The organism is Microcoleus sp. MOSTC5, from assembly GCF_036701825.1.
Classification (GTDB): Bacteria; Cyanobacteriota; Cyanobacteriia; order Cyanobacteriales; family Microcoleaceae; genus Microcoleus; species Microcoleus asticus.
The window spans coordinates 1-21,204 of record NZ_JAUBRK010000044.1 but is presented as its reverse complement, the minus strand read 5'-3'; the positions used below and the strand labels follow the sequence as shown (position 1 = coordinate 21,204).

Annotated in this window: 15 protein-coding genes; 8 read left to right on the top strand and 7 right to left on the bottom strand. The window is 45.6% G+C overall.

Translation table 11 applies throughout. From position 1 onward, the window contains the following. Nucleotides 1–114 precede the first annotated feature (114 nt). Nucleotides 115–1,302 carry an anion transporter gene (locus QUA54_RS22745; protein ID WP_333416403.1) on the bottom strand — a complete coding sequence of 396 codons (1,188 nt, stop codon included), beginning with the start codon at nucleotides 1,300–1,302 and terminating at the stop codon, nucleotides 115–117. 292 nt (nucleotides 1,303–1,594) lie between these two features. Between QUA54_RS22745 and QUA54_RS22740 the strand changes: the two genes are divergently transcribed. After that, nucleotides 1,595–5,563: a PAS domain S-box protein gene (locus QUA54_RS22740; protein WP_333416402.1), complete on the top strand. Its 3,969-nt coding sequence runs from the start codon at nucleotides 1,595–1,597 to the stop codon at nucleotides 5,561–5,563. A 323-nt stretch (nucleotides 5,564–5,886) separates the two neighbouring features. On the opposite strand, the gene QUA54_RS22735 is transcribed toward QUA54_RS22740, so the two are convergent. Then, nucleotides 5,887–10,335 carry a tetratricopeptide repeat protein gene (locus QUA54_RS22735; protein ID WP_333416401.1) on the bottom strand — a complete coding sequence of 1,483 codons (4,449 nt, stop codon included), beginning with the start codon at nucleotides 10,333–10,335 and terminating at the stop codon, nucleotides 5,887–5,889. A gap of 39 nt (nucleotides 10,336–10,374) precedes the next feature. Between QUA54_RS22735 and rpiA the strand changes: the two genes are divergently transcribed. The 3 genes from rpiA (at nucleotide 10,375) to QUA54_RS22720 (ending at nucleotide 13,487) form a co-directional block, all read left to right on the top strand. Next, nucleotides 10,375–11,091, top strand: coding sequence for a ribose-5-phosphate isomerase RpiA (rpiA, locus tag QUA54_RS22730; protein ID WP_333189599.1), 717 nt, complete (start codon nucleotides 10,375–10,377; stop codon nucleotides 11,089–11,091). Nucleotides 11,092–11,332: 241 nt separating this feature from the next. Beyond that, entirely contained in the window at nucleotides 11,333–12,517 is a 1,185-nt protein-coding gene (locus QUA54_RS22725; protein ID WP_445301575.1) for an aldo/keto reductase, read from the top strand. Between the two features lie 214 nt (nucleotides 12,518–12,731). Continuing rightward, on the top strand, nucleotides 12,732–13,487 hold the full coding sequence (locus QUA54_RS22720; protein ID WP_333416400.1) for a Fe-Mn family superoxide dismutase: 756 nt from the start codon (nucleotides 12,732–12,734) through the stop codon (nucleotides 13,485–13,487). Between the two features lie 197 nt (nucleotides 13,488–13,684). On the opposite strand, the gene rsmG is transcribed toward QUA54_RS22720, so the two are convergent. Both rsmG and QUA54_RS22710 read right to left on the bottom strand, forming a co-directional pair. Continuing rightward, a complete protein-coding gene (gene rsmG, locus QUA54_RS22715) occupies nucleotides 13,685–14,428 on the bottom strand; it encodes a 16S rRNA (guanine(527)-N(7))-methyltransferase RsmG (protein WP_333416399.1) in 744 nt (247 codons plus the stop codon). Between the two features lie 98 nt (nucleotides 14,429–14,526). Beyond that, nucleotides 14,527–15,198, bottom strand: coding sequence for an ABC transporter ATP-binding protein (locus QUA54_RS22710; RefSeq protein WP_172184743.1), 672 nt, complete (start codon nucleotides 15,196–15,198; stop codon nucleotides 14,527–14,529). Nucleotides 15,199–15,579: 381 nt separating this feature from the next. Here QUA54_RS22710 and QUA54_RS22705 point away from each other — a divergent pair, with 381 nt between their 5' ends. Next, the gene (locus tag QUA54_RS22705) at nucleotides 15,580–16,596 is read left to right on the top strand and encodes a Sll0314/Alr1548 family TPR repeat-containing protein (protein ID WP_333416398.1); all 1,017 of its coding nucleotides are present in this window, start codon (nucleotides 15,580–15,582) and stop codon (nucleotides 16,594–16,596) included. Between the two features lie 15 nt (nucleotides 16,597–16,611). Then, on the top strand, nucleotides 16,612–17,064 hold the full coding sequence (locus QUA54_RS22700) for a DUF3531 family protein (protein WP_242720454.1): 453 nt from the start codon (nucleotides 16,612–16,614) through the stop codon (nucleotides 17,062–17,064). A gap of 215 nt (nucleotides 17,065–17,279) precedes the next feature. Here the strand turns inward: QUA54_RS22700 and QUA54_RS22695 are convergent, their stop codons facing one another. Both QUA54_RS22695 and ychF read right to left on the bottom strand, forming a co-directional pair. Further along, on the bottom strand, nucleotides 17,280–17,645 hold the full coding sequence (locus tag QUA54_RS22695) for a phage holin family protein (protein WP_333416397.1): 366 nt from the start codon (nucleotides 17,643–17,645) through the stop codon (nucleotides 17,280–17,282). A 21-nt stretch (nucleotides 17,646–17,666) separates the two neighbouring features. Continuing rightward, nucleotides 17,667–18,758: a redox-regulated ATPase YchF gene (ychF, locus tag QUA54_RS22690; protein ID WP_333365936.1), complete on the bottom strand. Its 1,092-nt coding sequence runs from the start codon at nucleotides 18,756–18,758 to the stop codon at nucleotides 17,667–17,669. A gap of 121 nt (nucleotides 18,759–18,879) precedes the next feature. On the opposite strand from ychF, the gene QUA54_RS22685 reads away from it, so the two are divergent. Further along, entirely contained in the window at nucleotides 18,880–19,236 is a 357-nt protein-coding gene (locus QUA54_RS22685) for a hypothetical protein (RefSeq protein WP_333196709.1), read from the top strand. 133 nt (nucleotides 19,237–19,369) lie between these two features. Here the strand turns inward: QUA54_RS22685 and QUA54_RS22680 are convergent, their stop codons facing one another. Continuing rightward, on the bottom strand, nucleotides 19,370–19,618 hold the full coding sequence (locus QUA54_RS22680) for a gamma-aminobutyric acid A receptor, epsilon-like protein (protein WP_333416396.1): 249 nt from the start codon (nucleotides 19,616–19,618) through the stop codon (nucleotides 19,370–19,372). A gap of 358 nt (nucleotides 19,619–19,976) precedes the next feature. Here QUA54_RS22680 and QUA54_RS22675 point away from each other — a divergent pair. Further along, nucleotides 19,977–21,204: aminotransferase class I/II-fold pyridoxal phosphate-dependent enzyme (locus tag QUA54_RS22675; RefSeq protein WP_333416395.1), on the top strand; the 1,228-nt coding region annotated here is incomplete at its 3' end.

Sequence of the window (21,204 nt, the reverse complement as noted above, 5' to 3'; positions counted from 1 at the left end):
CATCTCCCCTGTGCGCCCTCTGCGGTTCATGGAAAACAAATCCAGTTAGCACAGGTAAAAGCGGGAGGTTAAAATTTAATTGTATGAACACGATAGTGCGCGAATTATCGCCTTTTAGTACAGCCAAAAAAAAGCTATTCCCAAAGTAACGAAAGTCAGCGGCAGCCCGAACCGCAAATGTTCTTTAAAAGTCAAATAATCGCCTGATTTTCCTGCAACTTCAGCTACAATTAAATTAGCCACAGAACCCAACAAAGTTAAATTCCCCGCTAGAGTAGAACCCGCCGCCAACAACAGCCAAGCTTGTGTATCTGTTTTGACAATCACCGATTGCAGAACTAACACCGCCGGTACATTAGAAATTAAGTTAGAAAGAATTACCGTTACTCCCAACAAACTCAGGGGAGTACCAGTCAAATTAGTTAAATTGTCCAACAAACCCAGTTGTTGAGTTGCTTTAGTAATCACAAACAATCCCGCAAACATTACTAGCAAATTCCAGTCAACGCCTTGCAAAATGCGATCGGACTTTACGCGCCTAGTGATTAACAATATACTCGCAGCAATCCAAGCAGATTCTGCTAAAGGTGCACCCGCTAAAAAAGCTACTAAAAGTCCTGCTGTCACCCACAAACTTTTTCCTAGTAAAGGCTTGAACAATCGATAGCGGACTTGGGTAACCTGCGGCAAAGATTTGCAAGAACGCACTTCTGGATAAAGCAACCACAGCCAAGCTACTTGAACCAGCAAACAAATTAAAGCTACCGGTGCGAGAGAGCGGGCAAATTCTAAATAACTAATTCCCGAAAAAGAACCGACGAGAATATTTTGCGGATTCCCACTCACAGTCGCCACCGAACCTAAATTAGTTCCTCCGGCTAAAGCTAAAAGATAAGGGATAGGATTGAGAGACAAAGAGCGAGTCAGACTCAGTGTTAAAGGGGCCAGCAAAATAGCAGTAGTGTCGTTGAGAAAAAATGCCGATAGAATGCCGCTGCCAAAAGTAATGGCCACCATAATGCCGAAAGGAGAACGAGTAAAGCGAGTTAAAAACTCCAAAGCGAGTTGAAAAAAACCGGATGCTCCCAAAGCCGAATTAACGATCATCATTCCCAGCAAAAAAACGATCGTACCTGGGTCGATCGCCTCCCAAGCAGTTTTGAGGTCCAGTATCCCCAAAGCCACCGCAAAAGCTGACCCAACAATTGCAACTGCCGCCCGGTTCATCCGCAGTCCCGGCAAATATCCCAAACCGAATCCCAAGTAAGTCAGTCCCAATACTAGGTATTTGAGTGTTATCATATATACTTAAAACTATTGATTGCCGTTTTTTTCGATTGTCTGGGATGCTAAAAGTACAGACCGGGTAATTGCAGCTAAACCTGCTGGCATTGCAACTAGCGGGAAATATCGCCGGCAGACGGTCTACCAACTACAAACAAAGTGGTTGCATTGGGAAGCGAAAAGCAGGGTGCTGGACAAGTTGTAAATTTATTACAACTTGTAACTTTTTTCAAACAACAGGTTTAATTTAGTTTCACAAGAAAGTTAAATTCCAGAAAGTAAAATTAATTACAGTCGAGTTAAGCTAAAAGTGTTTGCTAAAAAAAGTAATTCAAGCAACCCAGAAACCAACAATTCTCACTTAACCGACACGGAGGGCGAGCTCGCGGCAGCCAAACTTTCGTACGGTCAACAAGTCGAACAGGATTGGTATCTAACTCTCTACGACAATTTTCCTGGCATTTACTTCGTCCTAGACGCTTTGGGAAGAATTTTTTCGCTCAATCAATTCGGCGAGTCTCGCCTCGTTTACAAATCGCAGGAATTAATTTGTCATTCAATTTTTAACATATTTTACTGCCAAGAGCAAGGGCAAATGCAGGCAGAATTTGCCGGATTGGCCCAGCCGGAAAACGGTACGGCAACTCCAAAAATTGCCTGTTGGGAAGGTAATTTGACTTGCAAAGACGGCAGGATTATCGCGGTAAAAGCAACCGCGCGCGCAATGCTTGCGGTTGACTGGAAAATAGAGGAAAATACCAATGGTCGCTCAATTGCCAATTTCCAACTGCCGGCTGTACTGTTAGTTTGCGAAGAAATTAAAACCGCTTCGCAATCATCGAGGCTATCGGTGCCGCCCAAACAGAGAGAAAATTGGCGCAGTCCAACTTGGGCGATCGCAAAATTAGCCAAAAGTCAACTTAAACAACGCCACAATCTAGAAGGATTCATCCGCGAAGTAACAGAAACTGCTGTCAGTATTGTCAACTGCGATCGAGCCAGTATTTGGCTGTACGGCGAAGACAAAACGCATCTTCACTGCATCGACCTTTACGAACAAAATACTAAACTCCATTCCGTACAAATAATCATCACAGCCGCCGACTGTCCGGCATATTTTCAAGCTTTAAGCTCCGCAAGTGCGATCGCAACTGTGGCAGCAGAAAATGACCCGAGAACGCGAGAACTTGTCGGTCCTTATTTTGCCGATCGGGGCACCACGACTTCCCTGTTAAACGTACCGATTGTGCTGGCAGGTCAAAGGTTGGGAATAGTCAGCGCCGAACGCCACGGTTCTGACGGCGATTGGACGGAAGAAGAACAGGAATTTACCCAAATATTAGCAGATTTTGTATCGTCAAGTTTGTCAGTTAGCGAAAGCTTTAAATTAGAAGCAATGCGACGCGAACAGCAGCAAAACTTGCTGACCAAATACTACGACCAACTAGAAGAAAGAGTAGAAAGACGCACTGCTGAACTCAAAAAAGCAAACCAAAAACTGCAACAAGAAATAATTAAAAGAAAACAAGCAGAAGCAGAACTGCGCCGGCAGCAACAAGAACAGCAAATTATTTTTGATTCCGTGCCGGCGATGATTTGGTACAAAGATACCGAAAGCCGCCTGCTGCGAATTAATCAAGCTGCCGCTGCATCGAGAGGTTTGCCCGCAGCTCAATTAGAAGGTAAATCTTTTTATGAAATATATCCAGATGAAGCAGAGCAATATTATTTAGAAGATTTGGAAGTAATCAATTCCGGTCTTCCCAAACAGGGTAAAGTCGAACTGCTGCCAACTGTCTCGGGTCAAAAATGCTGGGTGCGGACAGATAAAATACCTTACCGCGACGAAACAGGTAAAGTTGCTGGCGTGATCGTGTTTGCAGTAGAGATTACTGATTTAATTCGAGTGGAAAAAGAACTGCGAGAATATCGCGATTGCCTCGCAGAAAAAGTCGATAAACGTACTGCCTTGTACCGGCAAGCTATGGCCGCTTTGTACTCGGCAAATATGCAATTGAAACAGCTAATTAGCAACAGCTACTCCCGCGAAAATGGCAGGAATAGAGTAGTACCGAGCTTGCTTGAATCCGAAGCTTATTTTGAAGCAGTTGCCGTGGCTGACCGCGACACAATTTTGAGCGTCAGCAGCAATTTTGCCGAGCTGTTCGGTTACGAACCTGCGGAAATGGCCGGAATGAGCTTGCTGGAACTGCTGTCGCCGAAATCATACAAACAAGCGGCGCAAATGATTTCAGCAGCCACCAATACAGTCTGTGAAACTATTTTTCTCAGGCGAGACGGAACTGCTTTTCCCGCTGATGTGCGCAGCAAATTCGTATTGTGGGAAGGTCGTTTAGTGCAGGTAAAAGCAGTGCGAAACCTCACGGAACGCAAATTAATCGCAGCAGAATTAGAGCGATCGCGCTCTCTGCTGCACGCTACCTTGGAAGCAACGGCAGACGGCATCCTCGCCGTTACTACCGCCGGAGAACTGATTAGTTTTAACGAAAAGTTAGTCCAAATGTGGGGAATTTATGAAGAAGTTAGAAACTCAATGGATAGAACGGTGCGGCTGACATTTCTCACCAAGCAAGTTAAAGATCCGAGCGCTTTTTTGCAGAGAGTTAAAGAAATTTATAGCGATGCGGAGTCCGAAGGCTGCGATATTATTGAATTTAAAGACGGCCGAACTTTTGAGCGCTACACGCAGCCGATTCGAGTCGGACAAAATATTATTGGCAGGGTGTGGCGCTTCCGCGATATTACCTCTCGCGCAAAGGTGACGGCAATGTTGGGAGATTCTCAAAGGCGCTTTCGGGCAATTTTTGATTCTTCTTTCCAATTTGTGAGCTTGTTGAAACCGGACGGCACTCTGCTGGAAGCTAACCGAACTTCTCTGGATTTCGCGGGAATTAAGCTGCGGGATGTGGCAAATAGACCGTTTTGGCTGTTGCCGTGGTGGGGAGATTCTGAGGAAGTTCGGGAACAGTTGCAAGATGCGATTTCTCGATCGGCAAAAGGTGAATTTGTTCGCTACGAAGTGGAACTTCAAGGTGCAAATCGGACGGCAATTGTTGATTTTTCTCTCAAACCGGTCGCGGATGAAACTGGCAAAATAGTATTGCTGCTGCCGGAAGGTCGGGACATTACTAAAAGTAAGCAAGCCCAAGTAGCGCTGCGGCAACAAATAGAACGGGAACGCCTGATCGCACAGATTCAATCGCGCATCCGTTCTTCTCTGGATCTCCAAGATATTCTCAACACTACAGTAGCGGAAGTCCGGGAGTTTTTGGCAACCGATCGCGTCCTGATTTTCCGCTTCCGACCCGACTGGAACGGAGATGTGGTGGTGGAGTCAGTTGGAGAAGGATGGATTCCACTGAAGGGGGTGCCAATTGACGATTGCTGTTTTGCTAATACTTACATCGGACAGTATTTAATGGGCCGCATTCGCGCCATAGAGGATGTTCATGCTTCTAATTTGAGCGAGTGTCACCTTAATTTTTTGGCGGCGTGTCAGGTGAAGGCAAATTTGGTAGTGCCGATTGTCCAGCAGGGAATGGAACCTAGGGAAGGTAACGGTTCTTGTCAAGTGCCGAAGTTGTGGGGTTTGCTGATTGCCCACCACTGTTCGGGACCCCGCCAGTGGCAGCAGTTTGACATGGATTTGCTGAGTCAGTTGGGTACTCAAGTGGCGATCGCGATCGAACAATCTTTACTTTACCAACAGTTAGCTGGTGCTAACCAGCGGTTGGACGCGTTGGCGAATTTGGACAGTCTGACTCAATTAGCTAACCGCCGCCGGTTTGATGAGGTGATAAACGGGGAATGGGAGCAGTCTAGCTCTTCGGAACCGCTATCTTTGATTATGTGCGACATTGACTGTTTTAAACTTTACAACGACAATTACGGCCACCAAGCCGGGGATGCTTGTTTGCAGCAAGTGGCGCGGGCGATCGGGGATGCTTGCACGAACGCACCTGCAGAACGCCTCTATTTGGCTGCTAGGTACGGCGGCGAGGAATTTGGGATAATTTTGCCAAATACGGATCTCGTGGCTGCACAGGCTGTTGCTGAGGGAATCCGCAGCCGCGTCAAAGCCTTGGCAATTCCCCACATCAAGTCTGTTGTCAGCGATTGCGTGACTCTCAGCTTGGGAGTTGCGGGCGTTTCGGAAAGTCAACATTCCCCGAAAATGCTAATAGAAGCGGCGGATAAGGCACTTTATCGAGCTAAGTCTGGCGGGCGAGATCGAGTGGCGATCGCGATTAGTGAGTAGTCAGGTTATTTTAGATTTTAGATTTTAGATTTTAGATTTTAGATTTGGGAATTACTGATGAAGCTGCTGGTTTGGAGCTTGTCTACAGTTGCATTCTTTTTTTGAAACTGGTATTACTAAAAAAACGATCGCCCTAACTGGCATAAAGTTAGTGCGATCGCGGTACTATGAATTAGCTATCTATTAATCAGATTCGGCGCGGAATTTTTACGCATTTCCACGACGATTGTTACAAGACTTCACAGAAAGAGGAGAAGAGTGGGAGATGCGGAAATTTTTCCTTCTAATGACTAATGACTAATGACTGCTGACTACTGACTAACCTATTTAGCTAACAGTTTTTGAAACACCTCATACATATCCTCAGCCAACTTTTTAGGATTCCACAAAGGGGCGAGATGTTCTGGCTGCTTAGATTTTACTAAATGCTCTTTCACCGCATTTCTCAAACCCGCATCGCGGCCAAACTTAACTCCCAACTGCGTGTATTCCTCCCAACTCCACGCCGCACCAACATCAAGATTTGCACTTTTCATAAAAGCGTAACCCATCCGCGAAAGATATTGGTCGCCAGATCGAGTTACCACTGGCAAATTCGCCCACAAAGCCTCTAAATTGTGAGTTCCCCCGTTGTAAGGATAGGAATCTAAAAGCACGTCGGCTACATAATAAATAGCCCGGTGTTCTTCCTCACTTCTGGTTTGCCCTATAAACTTAATCCGAGCAAAATCTACTCCCTGAATTTCGCATTCTTCGCGGTAAGTGCTGTGAATAACATCGGGGTCGCCTTGACCTTTGCGGATTAACAAACTCTCTGGTACTTCCTTAAGGATTTGAACTTGAGCTCGTACCATTTCGGGATTGGTTTTTCTCCCTGGCGCAACGCACAGATAAGTCATTTTATCCAAGCCAATTCCGAGAGCATTTCTAATCGCCTCTCGATTCACAGGAATGCTTTGCAGTTCGCCAATTGCTACGGAACAAACAGGCAATCTCACTAATTGTTCTAAGTAATTTTTTTCAACACCAGGGGGGTGAGTGTGTTCGTCGCACAGAAAGTAGTGATTATCTGAAATGTATGGTGCGTCGAATCCTAGCCAAGAAACGCAAATTCCCGCAGGATATTGGTATAAGACTTCGACATTTGTTGGCACTGTCATCGAGTCTAAGTCTATCAAAACATCCAAGTTGTCTTGCGCTACTTCGGCGAAGATTTCGCCGCCATCAGCAAAGCCATTTGGATATTTTTTAGGCCAGTAAAACTTGCCCGCCATTTCTTCAAACCGCTGCGTAACTTCATCTCGATTGAGTTTCCCGGTGACGTAAAGGTGAACGTGGGGGGTAATGCGGCTTAATTCGCGGATTAAAGCTTCGCTGCACCAGCCTACCGAGTGGCGGCGGAAGTGTTTGGAAAGAAAGCCGATTTTTAAAGGCTGTTGTTTTATTTGGTAAGTGGCTGGCTTGATTCTGTTAATTTGCTGCCGCAGCGGGACGGCTTTTTTGTAGTATTCTTTGGCAATTAGTCTGTAGAAACTGGCATTTTTTTCGCGGTTGTCTCGCAGGTGAGAAACTGCAAACAGGAAGATTTCGTAGAGCAGTTTTAGTTCGATTACGCTAAAGCTTTCCACCTTTTCGTAGCAGAGTTTTTCGATTTCTTCGAGTTTCTGAATAGCTTGTTTGCTGACACCGGATTGCAGGTAGGAAAAGACGTAGGCTGTAGCTGACATGATTGGGGCGACATCGCCGCAGTTTTCGCAGTATTTGTCGGCTACATTGCGGGCTCCGGCAAGGTTGGTGGAATGGCTTAGCAAGTCGCACAGTTGTTGGTGGGCTTCGCTGAATTTGGGGTTGCATTGGATCGCCTTTTCAAAATTGGCGATCGCCTCCAACGGCTTATCTTGTTTCTGAATGTGTCCCATGCGGCAGTAAACCTCTGCCCAATCCGGTTTTAATGCCAAAGCTTGCTGATAACTGGCTAAAGCTTCTTCCAGCCGTCCCTGCATGGAAAAACAACTGCCGAGGTTAGCGTGAACTTCCGGCCAATCGGGCTTGATTTTCAGAGTATTGCGGTAATTAGTAATTGCTTCGTCGTACTTGTTTTGTTGTAAAAAAGAGTTGGCTATATTGAAGTGCAAAACTTCTAATTGCGGCTTTAAAGCTACAGCTTTCTGATAGTAAGCGATGGCGGCGTCGAGATTGCCTTGTTGCGATCGCGCGCTGCCGATGTTACCGTAAGCTTCGGCCCAATCCGGTTTAATGGCGATCGCTTTTTCGTAGCTTTCGATGGCTTCGTCGCGCTTTCCTTCGCTGAATAGTCGATTACCTAAGTTAAAATGGAAGTCTGCGCCGACTAGCTGCGGGTTGAGTTCGGATGTTCTTTTAAAACAGGCGATCGCTGCTGCGATGTTGCCGTGTTTCTGATATACTTTCCCTAAATTCCAGTGAGCGCCTGCTAAATCTGGACTGAGGGCAATGGCTTGCTGGTAATGGGCGATCGCTTCTTCCAAACGCCCCATTTTGAAATACATACTGCCGATATTGGCCCGCACTTCCGCAAAATTTGGCTGCAATTCTAGGGCTTGAGAATATGAACGAATGGCAGCTTCAACTTTGCCTACTGCTTGCAAAGCATTGCCTAAAGTGACGTAAGCGTGAATGAAATCTGGTCGGATTTTGATCGCTTGCTGGCACGCGGCGATCGCCTCTTTAATTTTACCTTCAACTAAAAACTGTTCTGCCAGTTTTTTGTACGGTTCTACTTCTTGAAAATTGGCAACTTGCCCGCTATCTGGAACATTGAGCGAGGTAACTTGTTCGGAAACTTCGGCGGGGTTTGTAAACGGAGTATTTAAAGTCTCAGTGGTGGGCGCTGGCGGCAAATTAATGCTCGAAGGCTGCAAGCCGTAGCCTTCATCTTTGTTGACAGATACTGGTTCCTGTTCCTCTGATTCTGTTTCTAATTCGATAAATTTGCTGTCGGTAGTTTCCCGCTGTTTTTGTGCTAGCAAACTCGATAGTTTCTCAGCAGCGCTGGCATCTCCCGGTTGCAGTTGCAGCACTTTTTCATAGCAAGCAATTGCTGCATCTAAGTTTCCTTGCTGCTGCAAAACGCTGCCCATCATCAAATTAATCGAACACAATTTAGGATTAATGGCGAGAGCTTTTTGGTAATAATTTGCTGCCTGTTCCAATTGCCCTAACTTGTAATACATACTGCCGAGATTCGCGCTAGCTTCGGCAAATCTCGGCTGAATTTCTAAAGCTTGCAAATAAGCTTTAATTGCCATTTCCAGCTTGTCTTGAGCGTGCAGGGCATTGCCCATTGTCAAATAAGCCGGAGCAAAATTTGGTTTGAATTTAAGAGCGAGATTGCAACAGGCGATCGCACTTTCAAATTCTCCTTGCAAAACATAAACTTCCGCCAACTTTTTGTGAGATTCGACATCTTCCCCGTTAAACTCTAAAGCTTTCTTGTAATCTGCGATCGCCTCATCAAGCCTGCCTGCATCTTTCAGCCGATTTCCCTTGACAAAATAAGCTTGAGCTGCTTCTAAATCCACCAACGAATCCGTTATCATTTGCTCTGCCATTCTTACAGGTTGTACAGTAATACTATTCAGCCATTCTACCCACTGTCGGGATCGCACAGACCAAGTACACCCTCGATTTATATATTCTACCTGCTGTCTCAGATGATTTTCAGCAGTTGCGCCGCCCGCACCCGTGCCCTCATTTAAAACTCCGACTATCGCCTCTAAAAACCGCCTTGTATATCCCTCCCAATCTGGTTTACCAGCCCGCTTCCAATTAGTTATCGATGCAAAATTTTCCACGCCTGACATTGAAACTAGACGGGCAAATCCAGCAGTTGTTTCCGGCAAAGCTGCCAATTCACTCGTCACAATCCGGCAACCGCAGGCCATCGCCTCCATCACGGCAATAGATGAGGTTTCCAAATAGGTATTCGGGTAAGCTAAAACCGCGACTGAACGCAGTTGCCGGACGAGTTCTGGTTGCGGTACGGAACCGACGTACTCGACGCCTTCTGTTTCCTGACACTGGCGGTAAAGTTGACCGAAAAAAAGCTGGTTATCATTGTCGTCTATTTGGTGTACTTTCATGCTTGAAAATACTTTTAATCTGGTTCCGGGGACAGCTTGACGAATTTCGGGAAATACTTTTAACAAAATATCAAGTCCGCGAAATGGAGTGCTGGTGTAAGCTAAAATTGGCGGTCGAGATTTATAAGAGAGGATAGAACTGTTATCGGGAAAAATGTTAGCAAAACAAGGTGCGATCGCATTTCTTAAAACACAACTGCGATTGGAGTCAATCCCAAAGCGCCGGTGAAATTGCTCGCGCTGCCAGTCGCTGACAAATACAAAGGCATCGCAAGCATTGATTTCTTGCTCATTCTTAAACTTTTCGAGGAATACAAAGCCCGGTTCGTTATGAATCCACAAAATTAATTTAGTTTGTCCCCCCAAAAGCGGCTTAACTTCCAGTGCTTTGCCGACTATATTGACTATAACTAAAAAATCGAGCGATCGCAGCAATTCTAAATTAGATTTGTCCCCCACCCTGCGCCTGCAATCAACGCCGCGCGACATCCCCGACTTGGAAGTATTGTTGAGCAAAAATACTTCGTTTCCCTGTGCTGCCAACGCCTCGGCTAAGTAACAAATAGCCGACTGAGTGCCGCCCAAAGGTTTGCAGTAAGGAGTTTCAATTTTGTAATCCCAAGTGTAGGTATCGAGAAATCCGATTTTCATTAAATGGTATAATCTTAAAACTATTGAGGAGTACCCAAGATGACCACAGAACAAGATCCCGTAAAATTGATGAAACAGCAAGTCGGCTTTGCTGCCGCCGATCGCGTAAAATCTGGTATGATTGTCGGACTCGGCACGGGGTCAACTACAGCTTATACTATTCAAGCATTGGGCGATCGCATAAAATCAGGTGAACTCAAAGATATCAAAGGAGTGCCGACATCTTTTCAATCAGAAGTGTTAGCCAAACAGTACGGAGTACCGCTGACAACACTAGATGAAATTGACAAAATTGATGTTGCTATTGACGGCGCTGATGAAGTAGATCCCCACCTCAACTTAATTAAAGGTGGTGGCGCAGCCCACACCCGCGAAAAAGTAGTTGATTACCTCGCAACTCAGTTTATTGTAGTAGTTGACGGTTCCAAAATGGTTGATAAATTGGGTTCGACTTTTCGCGTTCCCATCGAAGTTATACCGATGGCATTAACACCAGTGATGCGCGCTATTGAAAAATTGGGTGGCAAACCCGAACTCCGCATGGGTGTGAAAAAAGCAGGCCCGGTAATTACCGATCAAGGTAATATGGTAATTGATGTCAAATTTGATGACATTGCCAACCCCGGAGAAATGGAAAAAAGCTTGAATAACATTCCCGGTGTGTTAGAAAATGGTTTGTTTGTAGACTGTACAGATTTGGTTTTAGTCGGCGAAATCAAAGACGGAAAACCCGTAGTACGGGAGATTTCTAAATAGTCAAGACTGGCCCGCTGGTGGTCAAAAACTATTTGTGGAACAGGCATCTTGCCTGTTCAATAGAGTGCTGGAATATGGGAGTTACCACCCGCAAAAATACCAAAAACAAGGTTTCTTACCCTATAGCAACCGCCAAGACTATTAAGAGGTTCTTAATCAGTGAAACCCTTGCGATTGTTACATCTTCCTTCCTTCTCCATTCTTCCTTCTTCCTTCTGCTATAGCTTTGACTTTGATTATGATGATGCAATATCGCAGATTCGGTCGCACAGAATTATCCATGCCCGTCTTTTCCTGCGGTGGCATGAGATATCAGTACAAATGGCAAGACGTGCCAGCCAATGAAATTCCGCCAGACAATCAACAAAATCTAGAATCGACGATTAGCTACTCGATTGAATGCGGAATCAATCACATAGAAACTGCTCGCGGTTACGGCACTTCCGAAATGCAATTGGGGTGGATTTTTCCGAATTTTCCCCGCGAAAAATTGATAGTGCAAACGAAAGTTAGCCCCAAACCGAACTCCCAAGAGTTTCGCGAAGAATTTGAGAAATCCTTAGCTTATTTGCAACTAGAATACGTCGATTTACTGTCGCTACACGGCATTAATACGTGGGAATTGCTAGAGGAGTCTATGCGTCCGGGCGGCTGCATGGATGTGGCGAGAAAGTTGCAAGCCGAAGGCAAAGTTCGGTTTATTGGTTTTTCAACCCACGGCCCGACGGATGTGATTGTCAAAACAATTGAAACTAATCAATTTGATTATCTTAACTTGCACTGGTACTACATCAATCAAATTAATTGGTCGGCTATTGAAGCTGCTAAACGTCACGATATGGGCGTTTTTATTATCAGTCCTTCCGACAAAGGCGGTCAACTTTACAGCCCGCCGCAAAAATTGGTAGACTTGTGCTATCCGCTGAGTCCGATGGTGTTTAACGATTTGTTTTGCTTGTCGCATCCGCAAGTACACACTTTAAGTTTAGGCGCAGCCAAACCTGAAGATTTTAACGAGCATCTGAAAGCTGTAGAATTGTTAGATAGAGCTGATGAAATTTTGCCACCGATATTAGCCAGGTTGGAAGATGCAGCAATTAATAAATTAGGAGAAGATTGGTTTAAGACTTGGCACGTCGGTTTACCAACTATAGAAAATACTCCCGGAGGTATTAATATTTATGTGATTCTGTGGCTGTGGAATTTGGCGCAGGCTTACGATACGATCGACTATTGCAAGATGCGCTACAACCTCTTAGGTAATGCGGGCCACTGGTTCCCGGGCCAAAAAGCCGATCGCCTCGATGAATTAGACTTGCGCCGCTGTCTAGCCCACAGTCCCCACGCTGCTAAAATTCCCGGTATTCTTCAAGCAGCCGATCGGCTTTTTGGAGGCGAAGCCATCCAGCGCTTGTCCCAAGAATAATCAAAAAACAACCCGGTTTCGAGACAGAAACCGGGTTGGGGAACCGGAGCACGTGAGTTAGTTACGCGCACACAATTAGCCTATACTTGAGAAACTCTCACAACCATCGCCCATCCGTCTCATCCATTCGGGCGATCGAACTTTTTTTCTAAACTCGCTCCCATTTTGCTTTAATCTGAGATAAAACAGTTAATAATTCACTTAGGTATTTTTTATGACTCTCAAACGCCGAGATTTCTTGTATTTGGTGACTGCCACCGTCGGAGCTATTACCGCAGGTGCTTGCCAAGCGTCAGGAAATAATGTATCGCAAGCAAGTCCAGTTGCAGAAAGTCCAAAAACAGCCCAAACTCCCGGACCTTTTACACTTCCGCCTTTGCCTTACGAATACAATGCTTTAGAACCGCACATCGATGCGCGGACAATGCAATTTCACCACGACAAACACCACGCCGCTTACGTTAAAAACCTCAACGATGCTGTCAGCAAATATCCGCAGCTCAAAAATATCACTGCTGAAAATATGCTGCGAGATTTGAGCAAAGTGCCTGAAGATATTCGCACAACCGTGCGCAACAATGGCGGCGGACACCTAAATCACAGTATGTTTTGGGCAATCATGACTCCCAACGGCGGCGGCGAACCCACAGGGGCAATTGCAACAGCAATTAAGCAAACTTTCGGCAGTGTTGACGATTTTAAAGCAAAATTTAACGATGCCGGCACTAAGCGTTTTGGCAGCGGTTGGGTTTGGCTAGTCCGCAATAAAGCAGGCAAACTTGAGATTACAACGACTGCCAATCAAGACACTCCTTTGATAGATGGCAACTATCCAATTATGGGTAACGATGTTTGGGAACACGCTTATTATCTCAAATATCAAAACCTGCGCGCCGACTACTTAAAAGCTTGGTGGAATGTTGTTAATTGGGCGGAAATTAACAAGCGCTACGAACAGGCGATCGGTTAGTTTAACCAGATTTGTAGTGGCGCTGTCTTCGCTTCAGCGCAACTACAAACATTGTTTTATGTAGATTGAAAATATTAGGATAATCGGCGAATAGAATTCGCGACTATACAAACAAAGTCCGCGCAACGCGAGACTCATAGAAGAGAGAAATTATTTAACCTGGTTTCGTATTATAAACCATTGAAAAACTGCTATAGCTAGCGCACGGGACGCTCGAACTGCTGTACAACTTTCCGCAAGTAAACGCAGTGCCGCGCCCCCTGACTCGTCGGCGTTGTGAATGCTTCTACTGACTCAACTTTACCGCCCAAATGCTCGATCGCCCTTTGCAACTCCGTTTCTTCCTCCACCGTCCAATTCCCACGGTAAAGTACCGCCAAACCGCCATTTTTCAGCAGGGGCAGCGCGCATTTAGCGCAGACAGGAGCGGCTCCAACTGCTCGGAGAAGTGCTAGATCGTAAGCTTGTTTGTGCTGTGGCGCTCTGGCAATTTCATCGGCTCTGCCCAACAAAGTCGCCGCATTTTCAATCCCTAAAGACGGCACAACTGTTTCCAAAAAAGTAATTTTTTTGCGCGTAGAATCGAGCAACGTAACTGATAGTTGCGGCAGGGCGATCGCGATCGGCAACCCCGGAAAACCCCCACCCGTCCCAATGTCGATCGCTTTGTGCACCGGCTCGGCGGACAATTCGGGATTTTCCGCCGAATTGTGATTAGCTGGCAGCAGTCTCGCAATTCCCCGCAGAGAATCCCACAAATGTTTTTCCCAAAACTCCATCGGCTCAGTAATTCGAGTTAAATTCAAGGAGCGATTTCCCTCGACAATTAACTCATAAAGCCGCTGAAATTGTTGCTGCTGCGACTCATCCGGCTGCCAATTCAGCGTTTTTTGCCACAACTCGTTCATCTGGGGCAATACAGGCATTGTAATCTGATTCATCTTCTATTCCCACTCTTTTGTAAGCTCTGCAAATTCTCTGCACTTAAAAATGCTTCATAAATGCGATAGACTAGCCCGCACTAACTAATGACTAATGACTAATGACTAACAAAACTCGTTTCCTTAGCTTCTAGCTTAGCCCGATCGACCTCCTGCAAATCCCCGTGGTCTAAAGTCCAAAATCGGTCAGCAACGCTCAGCAAATCGCTAGCATCGTGAGTAACAATCAACAAAGTCCAGTGACTTTTCAACTTGCTCAACAAGCTTACCAACTGCCGCCGCATCGACCAATCCAAACCCGCCGTCGGTTCGTCCAAAAGTAGCAAATGCGGCTGCCGAATTAACTGCACTGCCAGGGCTACCCTCCGCTGTTGTCCGCCGCTCAAAGCGTGGGGGGAAGCGCGCAGCGGCAAATGTCCGAGCCCCACTTCTGCCATTGCTGAGTTAATTTGTTCTTGTCCCAATTCAGGATGTCCCAGTCGCAATTCTTCTAAAATTGTGCCTCCGCAAAAATGCCTTTCTGGAAACTGGAATACTAACCCCCCTAACTGTTGCAAGTGTTCCGGTGTTAATTCTTGTTCCCGCCAACGGATGTCGCCGCTAGTTTTTTCTGCTAAACCTGCTAATATTTCTAATAGCGTACTTTTGCCAGAACCGCTGCGACCGACAATCAGCCCCATTTGCTGCGAGGGAAGTTCTAAGTTAATATTTTTCAGAATAGCATTCGGACAGGCTGTAGGATGATATACTAAGTTTTTTAGATAAAGCATTAACGCAATTGGTAATTGGGGAGAAGGAAGTTCGCTAACTAACAGTGTACGGGATTTAATGGATTTAACGGATTTGTGCTATTAATAGTTAAGGCTGTTTCTGGTTGTTGCCGATCGCACACAATTATTTTACAGAAATCTTAACAAAAATTCCCTTTTTTTCAGGATTGGCGTTTGATTTTTCTGTTTTTTCATGGTATATTTTAATAATGGAAATTATTCCGTTTATATATTAAAATTCACACTTCCATTATTAAAATATACCGCAACATCTAGAAAAAATCAAGCAAATTTCACTCTTTTTTTGGTCGCAACCCGAGAGTCTGAAAATTTAACTCTCTTGTTTCTAGTTTACAGTATATTCCATTGAGAGAATTGACGATGACGAAAACCCCTTTAGCATCGCTGGGCAAGCAAATGTTAAGTTCTAAACAGACAGTGCGGGCGATCGCCTGTGCAGGAGCGATCGCCCTCAGCATCTGCATTAACTCGGCAGTAGCGGGCGATCCCTTTCGCAACAGCAACCCGCAGGCGATCGGCCCCAATACCGAAACCGCTTTCAAAACAATGTTTCAGCAAGGAAACTACAAACAAGCAAAAACTCAAATTCAACAAGCACTATCAGCGGAACCAAACGAGCCGCTAGCCTATGCAATGGCAGCCTCCCTCTCATACATCGAGCAGGACTTAAACTCGATGAATTCCTACGCACAAAAAACCCGCGAAGTCGGCGAAAAATTGACTAAAACTAATCCATTGCGCGGCAACATCTACACAGCAGCAGGTCACTTTCTAGAAGGGTCGCACATTATAGCTAAAGAAGGAACAGCCAAAGGCGCGCCCCAAGCTTTGAGTAAATTGCGAGTAGTATTTCAATACCTAGAGGCCGCCGATAAAATAGCGCCCAACGACCCCGAACTTAACCTGATCAAAGGCTACATGGACTTAATTCTAGCCACAAACCTGCCCTTTTCCAACCCCAACGAAGCCATTCAAAGACTGGAACAAAAAGCCTCTCCCCGCTACTTAGCGTATCGCGGCATGGCAGTAGGCTATCGAGACTTGAAAAAGTACGATCGCGCTTTAGAATTTGCGAACAAATCGCTAGCAGAAACCCCAAATAATCCAGAAGTTCTCTATCTCAAAGCACAAATCTTGTTTTCCCAATCCCAGGGGAAAGACGGCAACAAAACCTTACTTGAGGAAGCCCGAAAAAACTTCGACGCAGCCTTAGCAAAACCCGACCAACTGCCACGCAGTTTAGTAGCCGAAATCTTCTTTCAGCAGTGCAGAACCCGCAACCGTCTCGACAGCCAATCTCGCGCCTGCGACCCGATGCGCGATAAAATTAGAGATGCAGATGGAGTCTGGGGGCCGACAGCCTTACCACCACTATAAAAACACCAAAAAACTATGCAAGTAGAGTTTCGCGAGTTTAACCCCTTTGACCTCTGGATTTGGCTGAAGTTCAGCAACGTGCCTTCAAACGGTGAAAAACAGTATGTTGAAGAAGTGTTTGACTCTTGGTTTTTCTTGGGAAAACTAGGAGGATTTAATGCGGAAAATTTGCAAGTTCAAGATGAAGGCTTAGATATCAGCCAGATGAATTACGATGTTAATCTAGCCGACCAAAGCATGATGGCTTTGATGCACAATATGGGAGAAATGGAGTATCAAGGTTCTTGGGCTCGCTGCTGGTTTGATTTGGGCACTAGCGATGCGATCGGCCTCGATGTTTTGATTAATGTTTTCCAGCAACTGAGCAAAGAATTCGTAACGATTGAAAAACTCATTATTGGCGGGGAAAATAGAAACTGGCCCGTTGACAACACTCGCCGTCGAGAGGCTTTTGCTGCTGATAATTAGTGATTAGTGATTACTCATTAGGGGCGGATTCTACTCGTTACTAGGCTCTGCCTGGTAACGCATATCCGGAGGCTCTGCCTCCTATTTTACTGCTCCGAAAGCGAGGCAGAGCCTCTGGACATTGATTCCTAGGCAGAGCCTAGGAACCAGTTAACTAGAGATATTTGGTATTGCTAACAAGATAGATAAACCCGCCTCTACCGCGTTACCTCGATCTACCTTACACTTGGCAGCGTACTCAACACCTGATAGAGCAAAGAGTTGATAAAACCGAGGGCGATCGCCCCCAGCAAAGCACTCCAAATTCCCCACCGCAAGCGAAATCCTTCGACAAGCCAAGCCGCCAATCCAAAGATAGCAGCATTAATCAAAATCATAAACAAACCAAAAGTTACCAACACAAATGGAAAACCCAAAACCACAAAAAGCGGCCGCACCAAAGCATTCAGCAATCCAAAAACGGCAGCCGAAACCATCGCTTTTCCAAAAGTGTCAATGTCCACCCCGATGGGCAACTTGGAAATAATAAAAAAGCTCACCGAAGTTACCAGCCAAGCAATTGCCAGCGAAACGATATCCATGTGTTCATCTCCTTAAAAAAGCTAAACATTAAATCGGAACAACAGCACATCCCCCTCTTGTACAATATACTCTTTTCCTTCACTGCGAACTAAGCCTTTTTCCTTAGCCGCATTCATCGCGCCCGTAGCAACCAAATCTTCATATGCTACAGTTTCGGCCCGGATGAAACCCCGTTCAAAATCCGAGTGAATCACCCCCGCAGCTTGCGGTGCTAACATTCCCGCGATAATCGTCCAAGCGCGAGTTTCTTTCGGCCCGCTAGTAAAATAAGTCCGCAAACCCAATAATTCGTAAGTAGCTCGAATCAGAGATTTCAAGCCACCTTCTTTTACTCCCAGAGATTCTAGGAAATCCGTTCGTTCTTCCTCGGATAACTCCACCAATTCTGACTCAACTTGCGCCGAAACTATGACAACTTTAGCATTTTCTTTAGCTGCTACTTCCCGCACTTGTTCGACATAGCTATTTCCAGTTGCTAAATCGTCGTCAGACACGTTAGCAGCATAGATAATTGGTTTGTTAGTCAGTAATTCCAAACCTTTAACTAATTCAGCTTCTTCATCTGTGAAATTGTACTGCCGCGCCGGTTTCCCCGCATTCAAAACCGCGACTAATTTTTCGAGTACATCCACTTCTGCCTGAGCTTCCTTGTTGTTGCGGGCCAGCTTGCGAGTGCGATCGAGCCTGCGTTCAATTTGAGCTAAATCTGCTAAAATTAATTCGAGATTGATAATGTCAATATCTCGCTGGGGATCGACAGAACCCGCAACGTGAATGATATCATCATTGTCAAAACAGCGGACAACGTGGACGATCGCATCTACAGCCCGAATGTGAGACAAAAACTGGTTTCCCAGTCCTTCCCCCTGACTCGCCCCCTTCACCAAACCCGCAATGTCCACAAACTCCATCCGCGTCGGCACAGTTTGCGCGGAATTGGAAATATTGCTCAGCACCTTCAACCGTTCGTCTGGCACTGCCACGATACCGGTATTTGGCTCGATCGTACAGAAAGGAAAATTAGCAGCAGTTGCCTTGGCATTAGCAACCAAAGCATTAAACAAGGTAGATTTGCCAACATTAGGCAATCCGACAATTCCGGCGGTGAGCATAGGTATTTAGAAACATATCACTGTATCAAAATATCATAAGAAATAGCAATATATCTGACTTGTCCCTTCTAACTTCTACAGCTAAGCTTGAATAAATATCTAACTTGAGGTAGATAGGTAAATGATTAACAAGTTGTTAAGCAAAGTAACGATCGCTGCGGGGCTCTCGCTGCCCCTGTTAGCGCTGACAGCAGCTAGCGTTTTCGCTGAGATGGTCAAAGTTTCGGTGATTAACAACAGCGGCAAGACGATGACAGCCGTTTATATTTCTGCTCCCGATAAGGATACTTGGGGAGAAAACGAGCTAGACGGCTCGATTGCCGATCGGGAAAAGGCAGATTTTGAGTGGAATCAAGCTGACTACGGCGGCTCGGATGCGGGCTGTGTTTTTGATGTCAGGGCCGAATACTCTGACGGCAAATCCACTGATTTGGAGGCTGTTGACCTTTGTAAAGAGACTGCGCTCAACTTCAATTAATTGATAATTTAGGCAAAAACCGAGTTTTTTCAAGTCGGATATTCAACAAAAAGATTGGCGACTTTGGAGAAACCCGGTTTTTGAGATCGACCTGACAAACAATCTTAAATTTCGCGATCGACTAAAACATAATTTAAATAGGTTCAGGGATTGTCTGAGGAATAGGCCCTGGCACCGTCTGAGGAATTGGAGAGGGAACAGTTTCCGGCACCGGTTCAGGAATGGGCTGGGGAATTGGCGCAGGAACCGGCTCCGGTACTGGTCCGGGAATCGGTTCGGGAACGGGGCCCGGCACTGGTGGCGATGCGGGTATAGTCGGCAGCCCCGGTTCGGTGGTGGGAATCTGCGGGCCTGGAAATGGATCTGGAGTGGGATAAATCATGTTAGTTTTTTGCTCGCTAATAGAGGTGTTTCAAAAACATTTGCTCGCAACTACTCGCTATATTTTATAACAAAGATAACTGAGTTGTGGTAGTGTTCTATATCAGAATTATAAACTAAAGATTGCGGCGGAGACATCTATCTAAATAACTATAATTAATTGTTACTTCCAGAGAAAGTTATTCCTTTGGTATTAAATTAAGTATGTGGTTACAAATAAACATTAGATGGCGAGGGCGCGTGAGTACAGAAATAAACGGCGTGAAAGTAAAGACCTTGGCTCACCCCCCTACAACAAGATATTATGGTTTTTTGATACCGCTCTACTTAGATATCAAATACAGCAATCAGGATTAAGCGTGTCACCAGCCAACTCTCAACAACAAACGCCTCTATTAAATGCCTTGCGCGATCGCACAAATCACCCACACGCCGCATTTTATGCCCCCGGACACAAAGGCGGACAAGGAATCTCTCAACCCCTAATTGACTTATTCGGTGCGGCAGTATTTAGATCGGATTTGCCCGAATTGCCGGAGTTAGACAATCTCTTTAATCCAGAAGGTGCAATTGCCGAAGCTCAAGACTTAGCCGCCGCAGCTTTTGGAGCAAAATCAACTCGGTTTTTGGCTAACGGTTCGACTTGCGGAATTATCGCCGCCATCTTAGCGACTTGCGGCCCCGGCGATAAAATTATCTTGCCTCGAAATATCCACTCCTCGGCGATTTCAGGTTTAATTTTATCGGGTGCAATTCCGATTTTTGTCAATCCAGAGTACAACTCGGATTGGGATATTGCCAACAGCATCACCCCAGAAGCCACAGCAGCAGCATTAGAACAACATCCCGACGCGAAAGCGGTAATGATAGTTTACCCAACCTATCACGGCGTCTGCGGAGATTTGCGGGCGATCGCCCAAATTACCCATCAATACAACATACCGTTATTAGTAGACGAAGCCCACGGCGCGCACTTTAACTTTCATCCAAACTTGCCAGAACCGGCACTATCAGCCGGTGCCGATTTAACTGTACAATCAATCCACAAAACCCTCGGTGCAATGACACAAGCATCGATGCTTCACATCAAGGGCGATCGCATAGATATCCAAAAATTAAATAAAGCATTGCAGTTAGTACAATCTACCAGTCCGAGTTACTTATTATTAGCATCCCTAGACGCAGCCCGCCAACAAATCGCACTCCACGGCGAACAGTTAATGACCAAAACTTTACTGCTAGCAGAAAAAGCGCGATCGCGCATCAGTCTAATTCCTTGCTTATCAGTTTTAGAACCGTTAAATACACCGGGTTTTGCAGCATTAGACCGAACCAGGCTAACAGTAAAAGTATCCGATTTAGGAATCACAGGATTTGCCGCCGATGAAATTCTGCACTCTCAACTCGCCGTTACCGCAGAACTTCCCATGCCCCGACATTTAACATTTATTATCAGCCTGGGAAATACAGAATTAGATATTGACAATTTAGTTAAAGCTTGTACTCTTTTAGAAGGAAGAAGGAAGAAGGAAGAAGGAAGTTCGGCAACGGATTCTGTAACGGATGTAACGGATGTAACGGATGTCA